The following is a 15208-nucleotide window of genomic DNA, read 5'->3' as shown; positions in this document are numbered from 1 at the left end:
TCACCCCGCGGAGACGTGCGGCAAAGGCGCCTCACCTGCCGGTCTCGGCGTACCGAGGCGGATGCCGACATTGATCATGCGGGCGGCGTCTTCGGCGGCGTGAGTGAGCAGCTTTTGGGCATTCTCGACGGCCTCCTCAAGACTACAGGGTCGCGCGAGGATGGGGGCAAAGGCGTCGATGCCATGGTCGAAATTGGCGGTGACGCCCTTGCCGATGGTCCCGGCCAGCGCGATCACCGGCAAGCCGGCGGCCTTGGCATGATGAGCGACCTCGGCGGGCACCTTGCCGTAGGGTGTTTGTCCGTCAAGGCTGTGGTAGCCGACGACCTCACCGGTTTGATCTCGGCGCTCACTTATCAAAGCGAGCTTTTCGGCTCTATTGCCATGGAGCCCGAAGCCATCTTGATCCAGGTAGGCGACGGAGCCGTGAGCCAGCGAGTTCCGCAGTGCGAGTATAGCGGTCATCGCCGAGAGATTGCCGCGGCGTTCTGAGCCGCCTGTTCGTTTAGTCCAGTGGCAACCTCGTCAGGAAGACCTCAAGCAAAATTGTGATGGCTGTCGTAGCCGACATATGACCACCCGTCCTCTTTGGAGAAGAACGGGCACACCTCGAGGAGCGGGCGAGTGTGAAGTCCAACCTGATGCGATCGGCCAGGTCTCGGTCCACATGCCAGTCGTCGACGCTACCTTTGGCCAGCGGATGCTGTTTCAGAATGCGCTCGGTCGGCAGAACCACGATTGGCGCCGCGAGGGAAAGCAGAAACCTCGTGGAGAGTGGTCCACCGTGAGCGCACCAAGGTGTTGGTCGTTGGCGACTACATCCCAGAGTTCATCGAGCAAGTCGAGGCATCGGTTGGGCGGGTCGAGGCTAGAATTGCGCGGATTGCCCATGGTGACGTCGTCCCTCCCCCGATCGACAAGACCGGGCCCGAGCGAAACGGTCAACAGCAGGGCGGCTTTAGAAAAGCGTTCTAAGCAGCGCGTCGATCGGGTTGCGAAGTGTGAACGCCTATGGGTGGGCCGGACGTCTGGGGCAGGCGCAGCATCCGCTCGCGTATTGCTATCACCCAATCGGCGGGGAGCGCCGGCCCGCCGATGACGCGTCCGCCGAGGCTAGGCGGGAACGTAGGTAAGCCGGATCGCATTGCCGATCCGGTCGTGGCTCACGAGGCGGAGCGGTGGCCGGGGCCCGCCGAAGTATGGCGTGCCACGACCAAGCACGACGGGGTGCAGGTAGATGCGATACTCGTCGATAAGGCCAAGTTCGGTGAGGCTACGCGCCAGGTCAGGGCCGGCGACCTCGATCTCGCCGTCATGCTCGACCTTGAGCGCGCGAATAGCCCCCTCAAGGTCACCTTCGATAAGGCTGGCGTTAGCGCCGACCGACTTCAACGTGCGTGAGACGACCCATTTCGGCTGCTTCCGCCACGCTGCCGCGAAGGCGCGTCTATCGGCATCCCACTCGGCATGATCGTCGTCCCAGTAGCTCATGATCTCGTAGATCTTGCGACCATAGAGACTGCCCGCCTGCCCTTCGGCTTCCCTGGTGAAGTGCCGGAAGAGCTCCAGGTCCGGCGCAAACTCCATATGGTCCACGTAGCCGTCGAGGGACTGGTTCATTCCAAACACAAGCTTGGCCATATTCATGTCCCTCCTCGGACGCGACATCTGGTACTGGTTGCGCTATGCAATCGCTCCAGGCTAGATTGACTGATTTCGTATCGCAACCGGTTTTTTGGACTTGGCATGAACACCCCCCGCTCGGGCTGCCCGATCAATCTGACGCTTGAGACATTGGGGGATCGCTGGAGCCTGATCGTTATCCGCGACCTGATGTTCGGCAATCGCCGTCACTTTCGCGAATTGCTGACGCAGTCGGAAGAGGGAATAGCCTCCAACATTCTGGCCGACCGGCTGGCGCGGCTGGAGGCAGCCGGATTGGTATCCCGCCGCGACGACCCAAGCCATAAGCAGAAGGTCATCTACAGCCTGACCGAAGCATCCATCGATCTGGTGCCCTTGCTGGCTCAGATAGGCGGTTGGGGCTTGCGCCACACACAGCCGTCGAAAGAGCTCTCGGTCCGCGCCAAAATCCTCGAGGACGGCGGCCCGAAATTGTGGTCTGCGTTCATGGTCGAACTCCGCCACCTCCACCTTGGTATGCCGGCACCGCAAGAATCGGTCTTCGCCAAGCTGCGGGCTGCCTATGAAGCAGCCATAGCCGATCGACAGGACTAAAGGTGAAATTGGCGCGCCCTAAGAGATTCGAACTCCTGACCCCCAGATTCGTAGTCTGGTGCTCTATCCAGCTGAGCTAAGGGCGCGCACTGCCGAGTCAACGGCGGTTCAGGTGGTGGCACAAGGGCTCTTCCGCCTGAAGCGGCGCAACCCATACATGGCCGATCTGGCATTGGCAAGCGCGCAGATGACAGTTTTTCGTCGTGACCAGGCAGAGGGCGGGAAAAGCCGGTCCGCTAACCGGCCACGCGCAGACCGGCAGGTAGGATGATATCGAAACGGGTGCCCTGGGGCTGATCGATAAACACAAGACGCCCACCGTGAGCCTCGGTGATTTCGCGGGCGATGGCGAGGCCTAGACCGGTGCCGCCGGCCCGGGCGGAGCCCTCGAAGGCAACGAAGAGATTATCGCGGGCACGGGGTGGCAAGCCGGGTCCGTTGTCGGCCACACTTATGGTCGTGGCCTCGCCGCTCTCCTCGACGCTGACCGTCACCCTGGGCTCGTCGATGGCGCTTCCGGCCGCTTCAAGAGCCTCGCGGGCATTCTTGAGCAGGTTAAGCAGGACGCGACCGAACTGGGCAGCATCGACGTTTAGCACCAGCGTCTCGGGGGCCTCATTGCCAAAGCCGATGGACGGGTGACCGGAAAGACGGGCATCGAAGGCGGCGTCGTCAAGCAATGCCTTGATACCGACCGGCGCGAGCACAGGAGGAGCGGCGGTCTCGCGACCATAATCGAGCACTGACTGGGCAAAGCCGATGGCCCTGTCCAGCGTGGTCACCAGTCTCGGTGCCAGCCGCTGCACCTTGGGGTCGTCGAGTGTCGCCACCTGATCGGAGAGCAATTGCGCCGACGTGAGGGTATTGCGCAGGTCATGATTGATCTTGGCGACGGCGAGCCCCAGGTCGGCCAGATGGCGGCGCTGGCGCAACATGGAGAAGATATCCTGCTCCATGGCGGCCAATTCGCGTTCGACAATGCCGATTTCGTCGCGTCGCGGCGACGGCGTGATGATCAGGCTGCCATTTTCGGGGGCCTGACGGAAGGCCAGCATATTCTGTGTCAGCCGCCGCACCGGGTGGATGAAAAGATAGCTGGCGAGCAGGTAAAGAGCGAGCGCGGTCGCTGCCGCGATGGCGAGCGACACGACGCCGATCTGGCGGGAATAATCGAACATATCCTGACGCAGGGGACGCTCGGGCATGAGCAGTTCGACGAGGGTCTCGTCAAGATCGCCTTCGCCCACGATGCGCAAGGTGCGCCCTGGCGGCGCCAGCAGGGTATCGAGCGCACCCATCAGCAAAGTGGTGACGTCGCGCTGCCGCGTGTCGGCGGTCACCACGATATCGGGCATGACGGGATTGGCCAGTTCGATCAACTGGCTCTGCCCCTCGCGGCGGTAGACGATGGCATGGGCCCCGGCCGAGGTCAGCAGGCGATCGGTGAGGCTACGCGGCAGGGCCATCACATCGGGTACCGCATCGAGCACACGAGCAGCCACGACACCGACGCGCAGGCGATCATCGAGCCAGTTCTGGCGAAAACTGGCAATCGATGGCAGGTAGACCACGATCTCGACCAGAAAGATCACCGCGATGATGGTAGCGATGAGCTTGATCGAAAGGCCGGAGAACCGGTGGGGCAGGACGCTGCGTTCGGCTGTCATTTCAAGCCATTATAAGGAAAGTAGCCGCTGAGGTAAGCCCCTGGATATGGGGGTCAGGGCAGTAGTTTGCGCAGGGCGGCACGACGCCGGGCCCAAGGCGTTGGCGGCTGCTGGGCGACATATTGCGCGCCCAGATCGGCCAGCATGCTGGTGGGGCTGGGATCGGGTAGCGACAGATGGGCCAGGTCGGCGGCGCTCATGCGGCGATCCATCGCGATAGCCAGCATGGCGACGATTTCGGCGGCGGCAGGGCCGATGACCGTGCCGCCCCTGATTGCGCCGTTGCGACCGACGATCAGCTTGGCGGTACCATAGGCCGTGCCGGTGGCGCGGGCAGCGTCGTTCTCCACAAAGGCGGCGCGCAGCACCAGGAAGCCGGGGCGCAGCGCTTTGAGGGTTTCCACCTCGCCGATCTGCGCAAGGGCCGGGCTGGTGGTGACAAGCCGAGGGATGCGCGCGGGGTCAGCGCCAGCGCGGCTGCCAGTCACTTGGTCGAGCACGGCATCGGCCTGGCGCGCGGCCGCCTGCGGCCGGTATTCACCAGCTGCGCCGCCGATGGCGCTGATCTTGCTGTTGGAGGTCTGACCGTTGGCGCCCAGCAGCAATTGGTCCGGACGCAGCTTGTCGCGACGCAGTTTGGCCTTTTCGAGCAGAGCCGGATCGAGATCGGGTACGCGGTTGAGCGCGAGCAGGATGTGGGAAGCGTCGAGCGCCTGCTCGCTGCCGTCGGCCCGGCGAATGGTGACGCCTGTACCCTGGTTGCGCGGCTGGATCGAGACGGCCGCCGCCTCCTCGATGATCTCTACGCCCTCATCGGCAAGGGCCCGTAGCAGGATGGCGACAATCTCGACATCGAAGCCAGCGAGCAGCGCCCCGTGTGGCACTACAGTCACGGCGGAGCCGAGGCGACGATAGGCTTGCGCCAGCTCCAGCGCCGTCGCGTCGCCGCCGATAACGACCAGGTGGCTGAGCTTGCGCATATTGTCGAGGATCGTATCCGGCGTGAAATACGGCACGGATTCGAGACCCGGCAATTCTGGGACCGCCGGTCGCGCGCCCGTCGCCAGCACGAAGCGTCGCGCCTTGACCACGCTGTCGCCGACCTTGAGCGTCTGCCGATCGACAAAAGCGGTATTGCCGACATGTACGGCGATGCCGAGCGCGGTCAGGCGTTCGGTACTGTCGCGCGGCCCGGCGGATTCGGCCACCGCGGATGCATGCTCGCTGATGGCACGGAAATTGGGCTTGGGCTCGGCATTGTCGAGCCCAAGAGCGCCGGCGGTGCGAATGAAATGGGCGCGTTCGGCGCTCGCGGCGAAGGCCGCGCGCAACAGGCTTCCCTGGCGCGGATCGCCCGCCTCGTCCGTGCCGCGGTCGACAAGTACAACATCGAGGCCGCGTTGGCGGGCCTTGATGGCAAGGCCGGTGCCGAGCGCGCCCGCACCGATGATGCAGAGATCGGGTTTGAGGATATCCGCCATTACCGCCAACGGCACGAAGAGAGTTGCAGGACTTATGGGGCGAGACGGGCGCGAAGACAACCGGGGATTGAACGCAAGGAAGTGCGCCTCGCCGCGTTGACTTGGGCCAGAGTTTTCCCTATAGACCCCACCAACCCGCACCGTGGGCGCCTGGCGCTCCTCGTGTGTCTGAAATTCCTGCTTGTGCAGAGCCAAACTAGAGGAACCGTGCCCGGCGCGGTTTGATGTCATGAAGCGTACATACCAGCCGTCCCAGCTCGTGCGTGCCCGCCGCCACGGTTTCCGTGCCCGTATGGCCACCAAGGACGGCCGCGCGATCATCAACAAGCGCCGCCGCGACGGCCGCAAGAAGCTCACGGCCTAAGGTCCGGTGGCCGGATGACGGCCAGCGACCATAAGCCTGGCGCGCTGCGCCGGCTGACCAAGCGGAGCCAGTTTCAACGAGCCGCCCGGGGCAATCGCGCCGGGCGTTCTGCGTTTGGGCTGCAGGCCATTGCCGCGCCCGCAGCGGACGAGGCTGGCATTGGTTTTACCGTCACCAAGAAGACGGGCAATTCTCCAGAACGCAATCGCATAAAACGTCGTCTTCGCGCGGCTGTGACAGCTTGCGCGCGTGACTTTCATGTAGGGCACGACTATGTGCTGGTCGGACGGCGCGATGCGCTGAGCGAACCCTTTACCAAGCTTGTGGCCGACCTGGGTGCTTTGATCGTGCGTGTGCACGCTCCCAGATCGAGTGACGAGCGACCTTCTTCCGGCCGCGGCCCACGGAAAACGAGATAATGGAAAACAATCGCAACATCATCCTGGCCATCGTGCTCAGCATGGTCGTGCTGTTCGGCTGGCAGTTCTTTGTGGCCGGGCCACAGATGGAACGCGCCCAGCAGCAGGCTCAGATTGCTGCCGAGCAGGCGCAGGCCGAAGCCGCGCTGGCCACGCCGACAACCACGGCCGCGGGTGCGGCTGCCGGAACGCCGGGCGCCGTGGCCGCCGATGGCACAGCCACCTATGCTGACCGCGCCGCTGCGATTGCCGCGACCCAGCGCGTCACCATCGACACCGCCGACCTGCATGGCTCGATCAACCTGACTGGCGCGCGCCTCGACGATCTGGAACTCAAGCAGTATCGCGAGACGGTCGATCCCGCGTCCCCCATCATTACCCTACTGACCCCGGCCGGCGCACCAAATGCCTATTTCGCCGAACAGGGCTGGGTCCCCGCCGCCGGCGCCAGCATTGCCGTTCCTGACGGACAGTCGGTCTGGGCGGTCGAAGGCGACGCCACGACGCTGACCGCGGCAACGCCAGTAACCCTGGTCTGGGACAATGGTGCGGGCCTCATCTTCCGCCGCACCTTCGCGGTTGACGAATTCTACCTCTTCACCGTCACTCAATCGGTCGAGAACACCGGCACGGGTGACGTCGCCCTGTTCCCCTATGCCCGTGTGGCACGCCATGGCACGCCCAAGGTGGCCAACTTCTTCATCCAGCACGAAGGCCCCCATGGCGTGCTGGGTTCGAACAACATGATTTCCAAGAAGTACAGCGACTTGCAGAAGGACCAGCAGGCGCGCTTCGACAATACCAGCGGCTGGCTCGGCTTCTCCGACAAGTACTGGGCCACCGCCGTCATGCCCAAGCCGGGCGTGGGCATGAATGCCCTGTTCTCGTGGAAGAATGCCGGCACCTATGACGACTACCAGACCAGTTTCGTCGAGACGACGCCGGTCGTGGTCGCACCGGGCGCCACCGCGACGCATGAAAGCTACCTGTTCGCCGGCGCCAAGGAAGAGTCCGTCATCGCCTCCTACCAGCAGCAATACGGCTTCGATCGCCTCGACCTGCTGATCGACTGGGGCTGGCTCTTCTTCATCACCAAGCCGATGTATTACCTGCTGACGTTCCTCAACGGCATTATCGGCAATTTCGGCCTCGCCGTGCTGGCGGTGACCGTTATCGTCAAGGCGATCTTCTTCCCGCTGGCCAACCGCTCCTACGCCTCCATGGCCGCCATGCGCCGCGTGCAGCCGGAGATGAAGTCGATCCAGGAGCGCCTCAAGGACGATCGTCCGGCCCAGCAGCAGGCGATGATGGAGCTCTACAAGAAAGAGAAGATCAATCCGCTGTCCGGATGTTGGCCGATCCTCATCCAGATCCCGGTCTTCTTCGCGCTCTATACCGTTATCTTTATCAGCCTCGACATGCGCCATGCGCCGTTCTTCGGCTGGATTCAGGATCTGGCGGCGCCCGATCCGACCAATATCTTCACCCTGTTCGGCCTGATCCCGTGGACGCCGACGGCGCTTCCGATCATCGGCAGCTTCCTGCATCTGGGCGTATGGCCCGTCATCATGGGCATCACCATGTGGGTGCAGATGAAGCTCAACCCGCCGCCGCCGGACCCGACCCAGGCGATGATCTTCAACTGGATGCCCGTCATCTTCACCTTCATGCTGGGCACGTTCCCCGCCGGTCTGGTGATCTACTGGGCGTGGAACAACACGCTGTCGGTGCTGCAGCAGTATTTCATCATGAAGCGCCATGGCGCCGAGGTGAACCTGTTCGGCAATATCCTCGACAGCTTCAAGCGCAAGCCCAAGGCTGCCGAGCCAACCAAGCCATAGAATTCAAGGGGCGCCCACGAGGCGCCCCTTTCGTTTCTACCAGCCCGACAGAACCAGCTTGCCGCGGGTGGTGCCGGTTTCGAGCTGGGCGTGGGCGCGGATCAAATTCTCTGCGCTGATCTTGCCCACGGTCTCGGTTGCGGTCGAGCGCAAGGTGCCGGCGTCGACCAGGCGGCTGATTTCGTCGAGCAGATGCTTCTGCTCGATCATATCGGCAGTGCCGAACATAGGCCGGGTGAACATCAGCTCCCAATGAACGGCGATGGCCTTCATCAGCAGCGGGCCGCCATTGGGCACACCAACGCCATCGATGAAGCCGATCCGTCCCTGCGGGGCAAGCAGTTCGACGAGATCGTAGAGATGGCGGTCAGGTTGGTTGGTGGCGAAGGCAAGACCGGGCTGACCAAGGCCAAGGGCGGCAATCTGCGGCGCCATGGGCTTTGAGTGATCGATGACATGATGAGCACCGAGATCGCGCACCCAGTCCGCCGTTTCGGGTCGCGAGGCCGTGGCGATGACCGTCAGATCGGTCAACTGCCGCGCCAGTTGCACGGCGATGGAGCCAACGCCGCCAGCACCGCCGACAATCAAGATCGTCGGGGCAGCGCCGGGGACCGGACGCCTGACGTCCAGGCGTTCAAACAGCATTTCCCAGGCGGTGATCGCCGTCAGCGGCAGGGCGGCCGCAGACGCGAAGTCCAGGCTATTGGGCTTGCGTCCGACGATACGTTCGTCGACCAACTGCAGCTCGGCATTGCTGCCGGAGCGGTTGAGCGATCCGGCGTAATAGACTGGGTCGCCGATCTCGTAGAGGCTGGCGTCGGGGCCCTTCCCGACCACCACGCCTGCCGCATCGAAGCCAAGAATGCGGGTCTCTCCGGCCGGTGGCGTGGCGCTGCGGCGCTGTTTGAAATCGACGGGATTGACTGAAACGGCCTCCACCCGCACCAGCAGGTCACGGCCCGTGGGCACCGGATTGGGCAGATTCAGCTCGATAAAGGCTTCGGGATGGTCGATCGGATGAGGCGCTTTGAAGCCTATGGCACGCATGGCAAACACTCTTTGCTGGTTGAAGTATGCGGTGCTAGAGGTAGCGTTACTGACGATTGCCGCAAGAATGCACAATATTCGCACATAGTGCGCATTTGGATACTACCCATGGCCCAGCTCCGAACCCCGCGCGCCGATGCGTGCCCCGTCGAGGGTGTGCTCGATCTCATCGATGGCAAATGGAAGGGCGTGGTGCTCTACCGGCTGCTGAGCGGCACATTGCGCTTCAATGAATTGCGCCGTCGTATCCCCAATGTGACGCAGCGCATGCTGACCAATCAGCTGCGCGAGCTCGAAGCGGATGGACTTATTCTCAGAGTCGTCTATCCAGAGGTCCCGCCCAAGGTCGAGTATTCGCTGACTGAACGGGGCCGCTCGCTCGAACCGGTCCTGGTCGCGCTCAAGACCTGGGGCGTCGAAAATCTGGAACGCCCCGCTCATGCAGCCTGACACCGTCGACTATTCACCCGATATCATCGAACGCGGACGTCTGCTGTTCGCGCGGCCGTTCCTGTTCATCAAGGGCTGCGTGCGCATTGCCGACCTGCCGCCGATGGACAAGGTGGAGATCGCCTTTGCCGGTCGGTCCAATGTGGGCAAGTCGAGCCTGATCAATGCGCTCTGCGGCACGTCGAGCCTGGCGCGCACGTCCAATACGCCAGGCCGCACACAGGAGCTCAATATCTTCGAAAGCCAGAGCGAAAACCTCAGGATCGTTGACATGCCCGGCTATGGCTATGCCAAGGCGCCCGAGGACAAGGTGCGGGCCTGGACCAAGCTGATCCACCAGTATCTCACCGGTCGCGCTACTCTGCGCCGCGTCTATGTGCTTGTTGATGGGCGGCACGGACCTAAGGACAATGACCTGACGGTCATGAACGAGCTCGACAAGGCCGCGGTGAGCTACCAGGTGGTACTGACCAAGGCCGACAAGCCTTCGGCCAAGGAGCTTGAGCAGGTTATCGCTGCGACAAGGACCGCCATTCTCAAGCGCCCTGCCGCCCACCCGCGTGTCATCCTGACCTCGTCAGTCAAGGGCGACGGATTGCGCGACCTGCGGACCGAAATCGCGATGCTGCTGGAGAGCTGACCGTCCTTCACCTCTCCCCCCAAAGGGAGAGGTGCTAGCGCGTGGTGCAGGTGACCCAGCGCCGGAGTACTTCCGGCAATGCGGTCAGCTTGGTGTCTAGGTCATCGGCATCCCTGAATGTCACCACGCCCCGGTCCGGCGCGGCCCACGACAGCAGCTTGTCGGGATCCTCGAAGCGGAAGAAATCGTCCGCGCCGGCCTTGGCGCCGCGATGCAGGATCAGTTGCAGCCGATCTCCGGGGTGAATGCGCATGGTGATGCGGTCGTCGTCGCCGAGCCCGAAACTCGGCGCGTTCCACTTGATGCGCTCCCTGAGCCCGGGCACCGCGTCGAGGATCGCCCGGCGCAGTGTCTCGATCTCGGCCTTGCGCGCGTGCTGCAGGCCATCGAGATAGGCGTCGACCTCCGACAGCTTTTCCGCCACAGCCATGTCAGCGCCCTCTGAAGAACTGCCCGATGTAACCGGCAACCTCACCACTATCGGACGGCTTTGCAATGGAGGCCAGTGCTGTTTCCACCACATCGTCCGGTGCTTTGCCTCGACGCATCTCGGCCAGCGCGATGGTGTAGTCGTCGGCGAATTCAGGGTGTGGCTGGAAGCTGAGGGCCGCGCCATTGCGATAGCTGAGGCCGGCATTGGGGGTGAAATCAGAGGTCAGGATCACCTCAGCCTCTTCAGGCGGTACGATGACCTGGTCCTGGTGCGAACAGGCGACAGCCAGCGCAGCGGGCGCGGCGCGCATGAAGCCGGGGCGCGTCGTGACGGCATAGGTGTGGCGCCCCAGGCCCCAGCCCTTTTCGGATTTCCGCACATCGCCACCCAGCGCGTCGGCCATGATCTGGTGGCCGAAACACACGCCAAGCATCGGCGTGCGCTTGCCATAGGCGTCGCGGATGAAGGCGCGCAAGGGATCGAGCCATGGCAGATCGTCATAAACGCCAGCGGCCGAGCCGGTGATCACGATGCCTTCGAGATCAGCCGGATCGGGACATGGCGCGCCGTCTGACACCGCCACCATGTCGTAGCTGAACCCCTGCCCCGTGCTGTCGAACATGGTCTCGAACATCCGCCGATAGGGGCCGAACTGATTGCGCAGCGGCGCAGGCACGTCGCCGGTCTGGATGATGGTGAGCTTCATGGAAATGCAGTCTGGGCTGGACTTGGACAGGCAGAGATATCGACAATGCCGGCGGCAGAATCAACTGCTTCGGTGCCACCCGTGTCCGCTCCCATCCGCATAGCCGCCGTGCAAAGCCGTATCGAGCCCGATATCCGGGCGAATGGCCGCCACATGCGGGCGCTTCTCGACGAGGCGGTTGTGCAGGGTGCGGTGGTCGCGCTGTTCCCCGAGGGCGCGCTCTCGGGCTATGCCAAGGCCCAGGTTCGCGACTGGGCAGCGCTCGATTGGACAGCGCTGGCGGAAGAGTTGGCCGCCATTTCGGCCCAGGCCGAGCGATTGGGCATCATGGCCATCGTCGGCGCGGCGCATCCGCTTGCCGGCAGGCGACCGCATAACAGCCTCTACGCCCTGCCCTCCTCGGCACGCTATGACAAGCGCATGCTCTCCAATACCGAGGTTACGGGTTGGTACACGCCAGGTCGCGATCCGATCATGATCGCGCGCGACGGTTTTTCCTTCGGTATGACCATCTGCATCGAAACGCAGTTTCCCGAACTCTTCGCCGCGTATGAGGCGCTGGGCGCCGATTGCATCCTGCACGCCACCTATGGCTTTGGCCCGATCGGCGACATCATCCTGCGAAGCCATGCGGCCACCAATTGCCTGTGGTTGGCCGTGGCCACGCCGGCCAATGCGGACGAACCGGCTTCGGGCATTATCGGGCCGGACGGAAACTGGCTGGTACGCTGTTCGTCCGGGGTGGATATCGCCGTCGCCACCCTGGACCGGGATGATCCGCAGCTCGATGTCGCCCTCAACAAGGCGCGGCCCTGGCGGCGGTTGGCGCGCGAGGGCCGCATCTATCGCGATGCGCGTCAGGCGGCGACGAACTTCAGCGAGACGCCATTGATGCAGTAGCGCAGGCCCGTCGGTTCGGGGCCATCTTCAAAGACGTGACCCTGATGGCCGCCGCAATTGGAGCAGTGGACCTCGGTGCGCGTCATGAACAGGGTGTTGTCGACGCTGGTGCCGATGGCGCCCTCGATGAAGGTATAGAAGCTGGGCCAGCCAGTGCCACTATCGAACTTGGTTTCGGATGCGAAGAGCGGCTGATCGCAGCCGGCACAGATGAAGGTACCGGCGCGGTGCTCGCCATTGAGCGGGGAGGTGAAGGGGCGTTCGGTCGCCTCGTGCCGCAACACGTCATAGGCGGTCGGATCGAGCTTGGCCTTCCATTCCTCATCGGTGAGCTTGAACGGGAAATCGCCCTCGGCGGCGAGGGGCGCGCCTGTAGGGCGCAGATAGGCGAAAGCCGCCAATGCGGTGAAAGCAGTTCCACCCAGAAGCAGGTTGCGACGATCGATCAACATTCTCTCATCCCTTTCGGCAATACCCCGCGCCCGGGACCGCAGGAGGGGGTGCGGGCGGCGGCGCGGGGCTGGTGTGACGGCCATTGTAAGACCCTGGGCAGGGCAATGGCACGTCAAGTTGTGGTGAGAGGTCGCGGGCTGCGACCCCCCTCGAAGCACCATTCGAGCTGGCGCTTCGTTTGGTTACAAGTCGGCCAGATGGTCGGCTTTGTTACATGGCAGACTTGGGGGTCAGCACGGCGTCGATCACGTGGATGACGCCGTTGGACTGGATCACGTCGGCGATGGTGACGTTGGCAACGGTGCCGTTTTCGTCGGTCACGGTGACCTTGCCGTCCTTGGCTTCGAGGGTCAGCTTGCAGCCGCCGACGGTGTCAACGACATGCTTGCCACCATCAGCTTCGACCATGCCGACGATGTCGGTCGAGAGCGCCTTGGCCGGGATCACGTGACAGGCCAGGATGGTCGAGAGCATTTCCTTGTTCTCGGGCTTCAGCAGCGTCTCCACAGTGCCAGCCGGCAGGGCGTCGAAGGCGGCATTGACGGGAGCCAGAACGGTGAACGGGCCTTCGCCCGACAGCGTCTCGACCAGGCCAGCGGCCTGCACGGCGGCAACCAGCGTGGTGTGGTCGGCCGAATTCACGGCGTTTTCGACGATGTTCTTGTCGGCGAACATGGCAGCGCCGCCCACCATCGGGTTCTCCTGAGCGAAAGCGACGCCCGAGATTGCGGAGACAGAGAGCATGGTGGCAAGAGTAAGAGCGCGGAAATTCATGATAGTGGTTCCTTCCTGTGTTTCGTTCCCCTTATCGGCGGGGACATGCGAAGGAACGGGACGCTTCAGAACGAGGTTTCGCGCAGTTTCAGCCTATATTTCGCGATTTTGGTGAAACCTTTTTTGCGCTAAAGCCGTAACGCGCGCGGTGCACCGAAAGGACGCGGTCCTGCCCCGGACCCGGAACCCGAACCAAACCGCAGCATCTCCAGCGAAGCCGGAATCCACTCTTTCAGAGGCAGCCGTGAAAGAAGAATGGATTCCCGCGTTCGCGGGAATGACGCTGTGGATATGGAAATACGCCCATGGCCTCGCCGGGAGGCCATGGGCGCGCTGAGGCCAGGCCTAGATCGGCGTTGCCGAGCCGAGCGCCACGATTGGGCCCTGGGCCACGCCGGTGGGCGAGCCGCCGGTCTGTTCGAGCGTCACGGCCAGGACCGTGCCCGGACCGATGATGGCGCTGTCGACCGGGATTTCCAGCTTGGCATTGACCGGCACGACGCCCATCGATACGGCCGGCTGGTCGCCGTTGATGTACCAAAGTTCGTAGTCATGCTCGGGTACGGCCTCGCCCTTGAGCGAGGTGATGCGCACCTGGCCATGCTCGTAGAGCGCCACGAATTCGATGCCGCTGCCCTCATGCGCCTGCAAGGCTGCGACCAGTTGCACGGCCATGCCATCGGCATCGAAGCGCGGCGTCATCAGGTTGAAGCCGATGGCCACGGCGGCAACGGCCAGCGCACCAGCAGCGATACTGCGCCAGACCATCAGCGACTCCCAGAAGCTGGCGGCCGGGCGCCCTGCCTTGATCACCTCGCCAAACGCGCGCGCCTCGATGGCGGCATAGAGGTGGGCCGGAACCGGGGTTTCTTCGTATTCGGCATTGAGCGCCGCAAAGCGCGACACCCAGAAATCGCGCTCGGCGCGCAACGCCTGGCTGTCCTCAATCAGGCGACCGACGCGGGCCTGTTCGGCGCTCGACAACAGGCCGAGCACATATTCAGCGACCAGCGCGTTGCGCCCGCCGAAATCCCCGCCAATGTCATCGCTCGTGCTCATGCCGTCAGACAATCTTTCAGTTTCAGCAGGCTGCGCCGCAGCCAGGTTCGCATCGTATTCAAAGGCACGGCGTGACGGGTGGCGAGCTCCTCATAGCTATAGCCATCGAGGTAGGCGCCGCGAACTGCATCGGCGCGATCGGGTTCGAGCGTGCCCAGGCAGTGCTCGATGCGGCCTTTCTCCTCGCTGTCCTCGGCCGCCCGTTCCGGGGTGGGGCCGCTGTCAGGGATTTCGAGCGCCACATCGATATCGTCGGAGGCCGGGCGACGGGCCCTCAGGATGTCGAGCGAATGGTTTCGCGCAACGGCAACGAGCCAGCTGATCGGGCTGGTATTGCCCGCTACGTAACGATCGGCGCGTTGCCAGATCTTCACATAGACTTCCTGGATAGCCTCTTCGGCCTCCGAACGGTCTTTCAAGATACGCAGCGTCACCCCGAAGAGTTTCGCGCTGGTCCGTTCATAGAGGGAGCGAAATGCCGCGCGATCCCGTAGCGCACAGCGCGAGATGAGGTCGGCGATGTCCTGTGAGGGAGTCGTCTGCATGGACATAGATGTAGCGTGCCTCCCGCCGCCTGCCTATCCCCGCCCTGGCCGGCGCGATGTGTGGCATTGCCCACAACGCAACAGAACGCGAAATGGATCAATGGCAAATGCCGCAGAAGCGTCTTTTCCTTTCCGCATTGATGCTCTAGACCCGTTGCGGTCTTCATCGCCCGCTCGCCAACCGATTG

At 63.4% G+C, this 15208-nt stretch carries 18 protein-coding genes and 1 tRNA gene; 7 read left to right on the top strand and 12 right to left on the bottom strand.

The window, feature by feature from the left end; translation table 11 throughout:
- Both MF606_RS02040 and MF606_RS02035 read right to left on the bottom strand, forming a co-directional pair.
- Positions 1-465, bottom strand: coding sequence for a glycerate kinase (locus tag MF606_RS02040; protein ID WP_240231925.1), 465 nt, complete (start codon positions 463-465; stop codon positions 1-3).
- A 648-nt stretch (positions 466-1113) separates the two neighbouring features.
- Complete coding sequence (locus MF606_RS02035) at positions 1114-1641, bottom strand: dihydrofolate reductase family protein (RefSeq protein ID WP_240231921.1); 528 nt, start codon at positions 1639-1641, stop codon at positions 1114-1116.
- A 105-nt stretch (positions 1642-1746) separates the two neighbouring features.
- Between MF606_RS02035 and MF606_RS02030 the strand changes: the two genes are divergently transcribed.
- Positions 1747-2238, top strand: coding sequence for a winged helix-turn-helix transcriptional regulator (locus MF606_RS02030; protein WP_240231915.1), 492 nt, complete (start codon positions 1747-1749; stop codon positions 2236-2238).
- A gap of 9 nt (positions 2239-2247) precedes the next feature.
- Here MF606_RS02030 and MF606_RS02025 read toward each other — a convergent pair.
- From MF606_RS02025 to MF606_RS02015, 3 genes are all read right to left on the bottom strand, one after another.
- Positions 2248-2324: transfer RNA gene (locus MF606_RS02025), tRNA-Arg, on the bottom strand.
- A 150-nt stretch (positions 2325-2474) separates the two neighbouring features.
- Positions 2475-3905, bottom strand: a complete 1431-nt coding sequence (locus MF606_RS02020; protein WP_240231912.1) for a sensor histidine kinase — start codon at positions 3903-3905, stop codon at positions 2475-2477.
- A gap of 53 nt (positions 3906-3958) precedes the next feature.
- On the bottom strand, positions 3959-5401 hold the full coding sequence (locus MF606_RS02015) for an FAD-dependent oxidoreductase (RefSeq protein WP_240231911.1): 1443 nt from the start codon (positions 5399-5401) through the stop codon (positions 3959-3961).
- Between the two features lie 214 nt (positions 5402-5615).
- On the opposite strand from MF606_RS02015, the gene rpmH reads away from it, so the two are divergent.
- The 3 genes from rpmH to yidC are packed head-to-tail and all read left to right on the top strand — an operon-like array spanning position 5616 to position 8010.
- Entirely contained in the window at positions 5616-5750 is a 135-nt protein-coding gene (gene rpmH, locus MF606_RS02010; protein ID WP_046136922.1) for a 50S ribosomal protein L34, read from the top strand.
- 14 nt (positions 5751-5764) lie between these two features.
- Entirely contained in the window at positions 5765-6169 is a 405-nt protein-coding gene (gene rnpA / locus MF606_RS02005) for a ribonuclease P protein component (RefSeq protein ID WP_240231908.1), read from the top strand.
- Positions 6169-8010, top strand: coding sequence for a membrane protein insertase YidC (yidC, locus tag MF606_RS02000; RefSeq protein WP_240231907.1), 1842 nt, complete (start codon positions 6169-6171; stop codon positions 8008-8010). The genes rnpA and yidC overlap by 1 nt, the downstream gene beginning before the upstream one ends.
- 36 nt (positions 8011-8046) lie before the next feature.
- Here the strand turns inward: yidC and MF606_RS01995 are convergent, their stop codons facing one another.
- Positions 8047-9060, bottom strand: coding sequence for a zinc-binding alcohol dehydrogenase family protein (locus MF606_RS01995; protein ID WP_240231905.1), 1014 nt, complete (start codon positions 9058-9060; stop codon positions 8047-8049).
- Between the two features lie 108 nt (positions 9061-9168).
- On the opposite strand from MF606_RS01995, the gene MF606_RS01990 reads away from it, so the two are divergent.
- Together MF606_RS01990 and yihA are read left to right on the top strand one after the other, a co-directional pair.
- Positions 9169-9510 carry a winged helix-turn-helix transcriptional regulator gene (locus MF606_RS01990; protein ID WP_240231903.1) on the top strand — a complete coding sequence of 114 codons (342 nt, stop codon included), beginning with the start codon at positions 9169-9171 and terminating at the stop codon, positions 9508-9510.
- Positions 9500-10150, top strand: coding sequence for a ribosome biogenesis GTP-binding protein YihA/YsxC (yihA, locus tag MF606_RS01985; protein ID WP_240231901.1), 651 nt, complete (start codon positions 9500-9502; stop codon positions 10148-10150). The genes MF606_RS01990 and yihA overlap by 11 nt, the downstream gene beginning before the upstream one ends.
- A 34-nt stretch (positions 10151-10184) precedes the next feature.
- On the opposite strand, the gene MF606_RS01980 is transcribed toward yihA, so the two are convergent.
- Positions 10185-10580, bottom strand: coding sequence for a DUF1801 domain-containing protein (locus MF606_RS01980; protein ID WP_240231899.1), 396 nt, complete (start codon positions 10578-10580; stop codon positions 10185-10187).
- 1 nt (position 10581) lies between these two features.
- Complete coding sequence (locus tag MF606_RS01975) at positions 10582-11289, bottom strand: type 1 glutamine amidotransferase (protein WP_240231897.1); 708 nt, start codon at positions 11287-11289, stop codon at positions 10582-10584.
- A gap of 81 nt (positions 11290-11370) precedes the next feature.
- Between MF606_RS01975 and MF606_RS01970 the strand changes: the two genes are divergently transcribed.
- Complete coding sequence (locus MF606_RS01970; protein WP_240231896.1) at positions 11371-12189, top strand: carbon-nitrogen hydrolase family protein; 819 nt, start codon at positions 11371-11373, stop codon at positions 12187-12189.
- On the opposite strand, the gene msrB is transcribed toward MF606_RS01970, so the two are convergent.
- The 4 genes from msrB to MF606_RS01950 form a co-directional block, all read right to left on the bottom strand.
- Positions 12147-12638 (bottom strand): peptide-methionine (R)-S-oxide reductase MsrB, encoded by a 492-nt coding sequence (gene msrB, locus MF606_RS01965; RefSeq protein WP_240233930.1) that lies wholly within the window; start codon positions 12636-12638, stop codon positions 12147-12149. The genes MF606_RS01970 and msrB overlap by 43 nt on opposite strands.
- Positions 12639-12852: 214 nt before the next feature.
- A complete protein-coding gene (locus MF606_RS01960) occupies positions 12853-13416 on the bottom strand; it encodes a fasciclin domain-containing protein (protein WP_240231895.1) in 564 nt (187 codons plus the stop codon).
- 345 nt (positions 13417-13761) lie between these two features.
- Complete coding sequence (locus MF606_RS01955; protein WP_240231892.1) at positions 13762-14475, bottom strand: anti-sigma factor; 714 nt, start codon at positions 14473-14475, stop codon at positions 13762-13764.
- Entirely contained in the window at positions 14472-15020 is a 549-nt protein-coding gene (locus MF606_RS01950; protein ID WP_420842274.1) for a sigma-70 family RNA polymerase sigma factor, read from the bottom strand. The genes MF606_RS01955 and MF606_RS01950 overlap by 4 nt, the downstream gene beginning before the upstream one ends.
- Positions 15021-15208 lie beyond the last annotated feature (188 nt).

The organism is Devosia lacusdianchii (assembly GCF_022429625.1).
GTDB lineage: Bacteria > Pseudomonadota > Alphaproteobacteria > Rhizobiales > Devosiaceae > Devosia > Devosia lacusdianchii.
Note: the sequence above shows the minus strand (reverse complement) of the source record. Positions and strands in the feature narration are given on the sequence as shown.

Bases quoted from the DNA above. Each gene is read 5' to 3' on its own strand.
- MF606_RS02040 (WP_240231925.1), bottom strand. From the start codon at position 465: ATGACCGCTATACTCGCACTGCGGAACTCGCTGGCTCACGGCTCCGTC.
- MF606_RS02035 (WP_240231921.1), bottom strand. From the start codon at position 1,641: ATGGCCAAGCTTGTGTTTGGAATGAACCAGTCCCTCGACGGCTACGTG.
- MF606_RS02030 (WP_240231915.1), top strand. From the start codon at position 1,747: ATGAACACCCCCCGCTCGGGCTGCCCGATCAATCTGACGCTTGAGACA.
- MF606_RS02020 (WP_240231912.1), bottom strand. From the start codon at position 3,905: ATGACAGCCGAACGCAGCGTCCTGCCCCACCGGTTCTCCGGCCTTTCG.
- rpmH (WP_046136922.1), top strand. From the start codon at position 5,616: ATGAAGCGTACATACCAGCCGTCCCAGCTCGTGCGTGCCCGCCGCCAC.
- rnpA (WP_240231908.1), top strand. From the start codon at position 5,765: ATGACGGCCAGCGACCATAAGCCTGGCGCGCTGCGCCGGCTGACCAAG.
- yidC (WP_240231907.1), top strand. From the start codon at position 6,169: ATGGAAAACAATCGCAACATCATCCTGGCCATCGTGCTCAGCATGGTC.
- MF606_RS01995 (WP_240231905.1), bottom strand. From the start codon at position 9,060: ATGCGTGCCATAGGCTTCAAAGCGCCTCATCCGATCGACCATCCCGAA.
- MF606_RS01990 (WP_240231903.1), top strand. From the start codon at position 9,169: ATGGCCCAGCTCCGAACCCCGCGCGCCGATGCGTGCCCCGTCGAGGGT.
- yihA (WP_240231901.1), top strand. From the start codon at position 9,500: ATGCAGCCTGACACCGTCGACTATTCACCCGATATCATCGAACGCGGA.
- MF606_RS01980 (WP_240231899.1), bottom strand. From the start codon at position 10,580: ATGGCTGTGGCGGAAAAGCTGTCGGAGGTCGACGCCTATCTCGATGGC.
- MF606_RS01975 (WP_240231897.1), bottom strand. From the start codon at position 11,289: ATGAAGCTCACCATCATCCAGACCGGCGACGTGCCTGCGCCGCTGCGC.
- MF606_RS01960 (WP_240231895.1), bottom strand. From the start codon at position 13,416: ATGAATTTCCGCGCTCTTACTCTTGCCACCATGCTCTCTGTCTCCGCA.
- MF606_RS01955 (WP_240231892.1), bottom strand. From the start codon at position 14,475: ATGAGCACGAGCGATGACATTGGCGGGGATTTCGGCGGGCGCAACGCG.
- MF606_RS01950 (WP_420842274.1), bottom strand. From the start codon at position 15,020: ATGCAGACGACTCCCTCACAGGACATCGCCGACCTCATCTCGCGCTGT.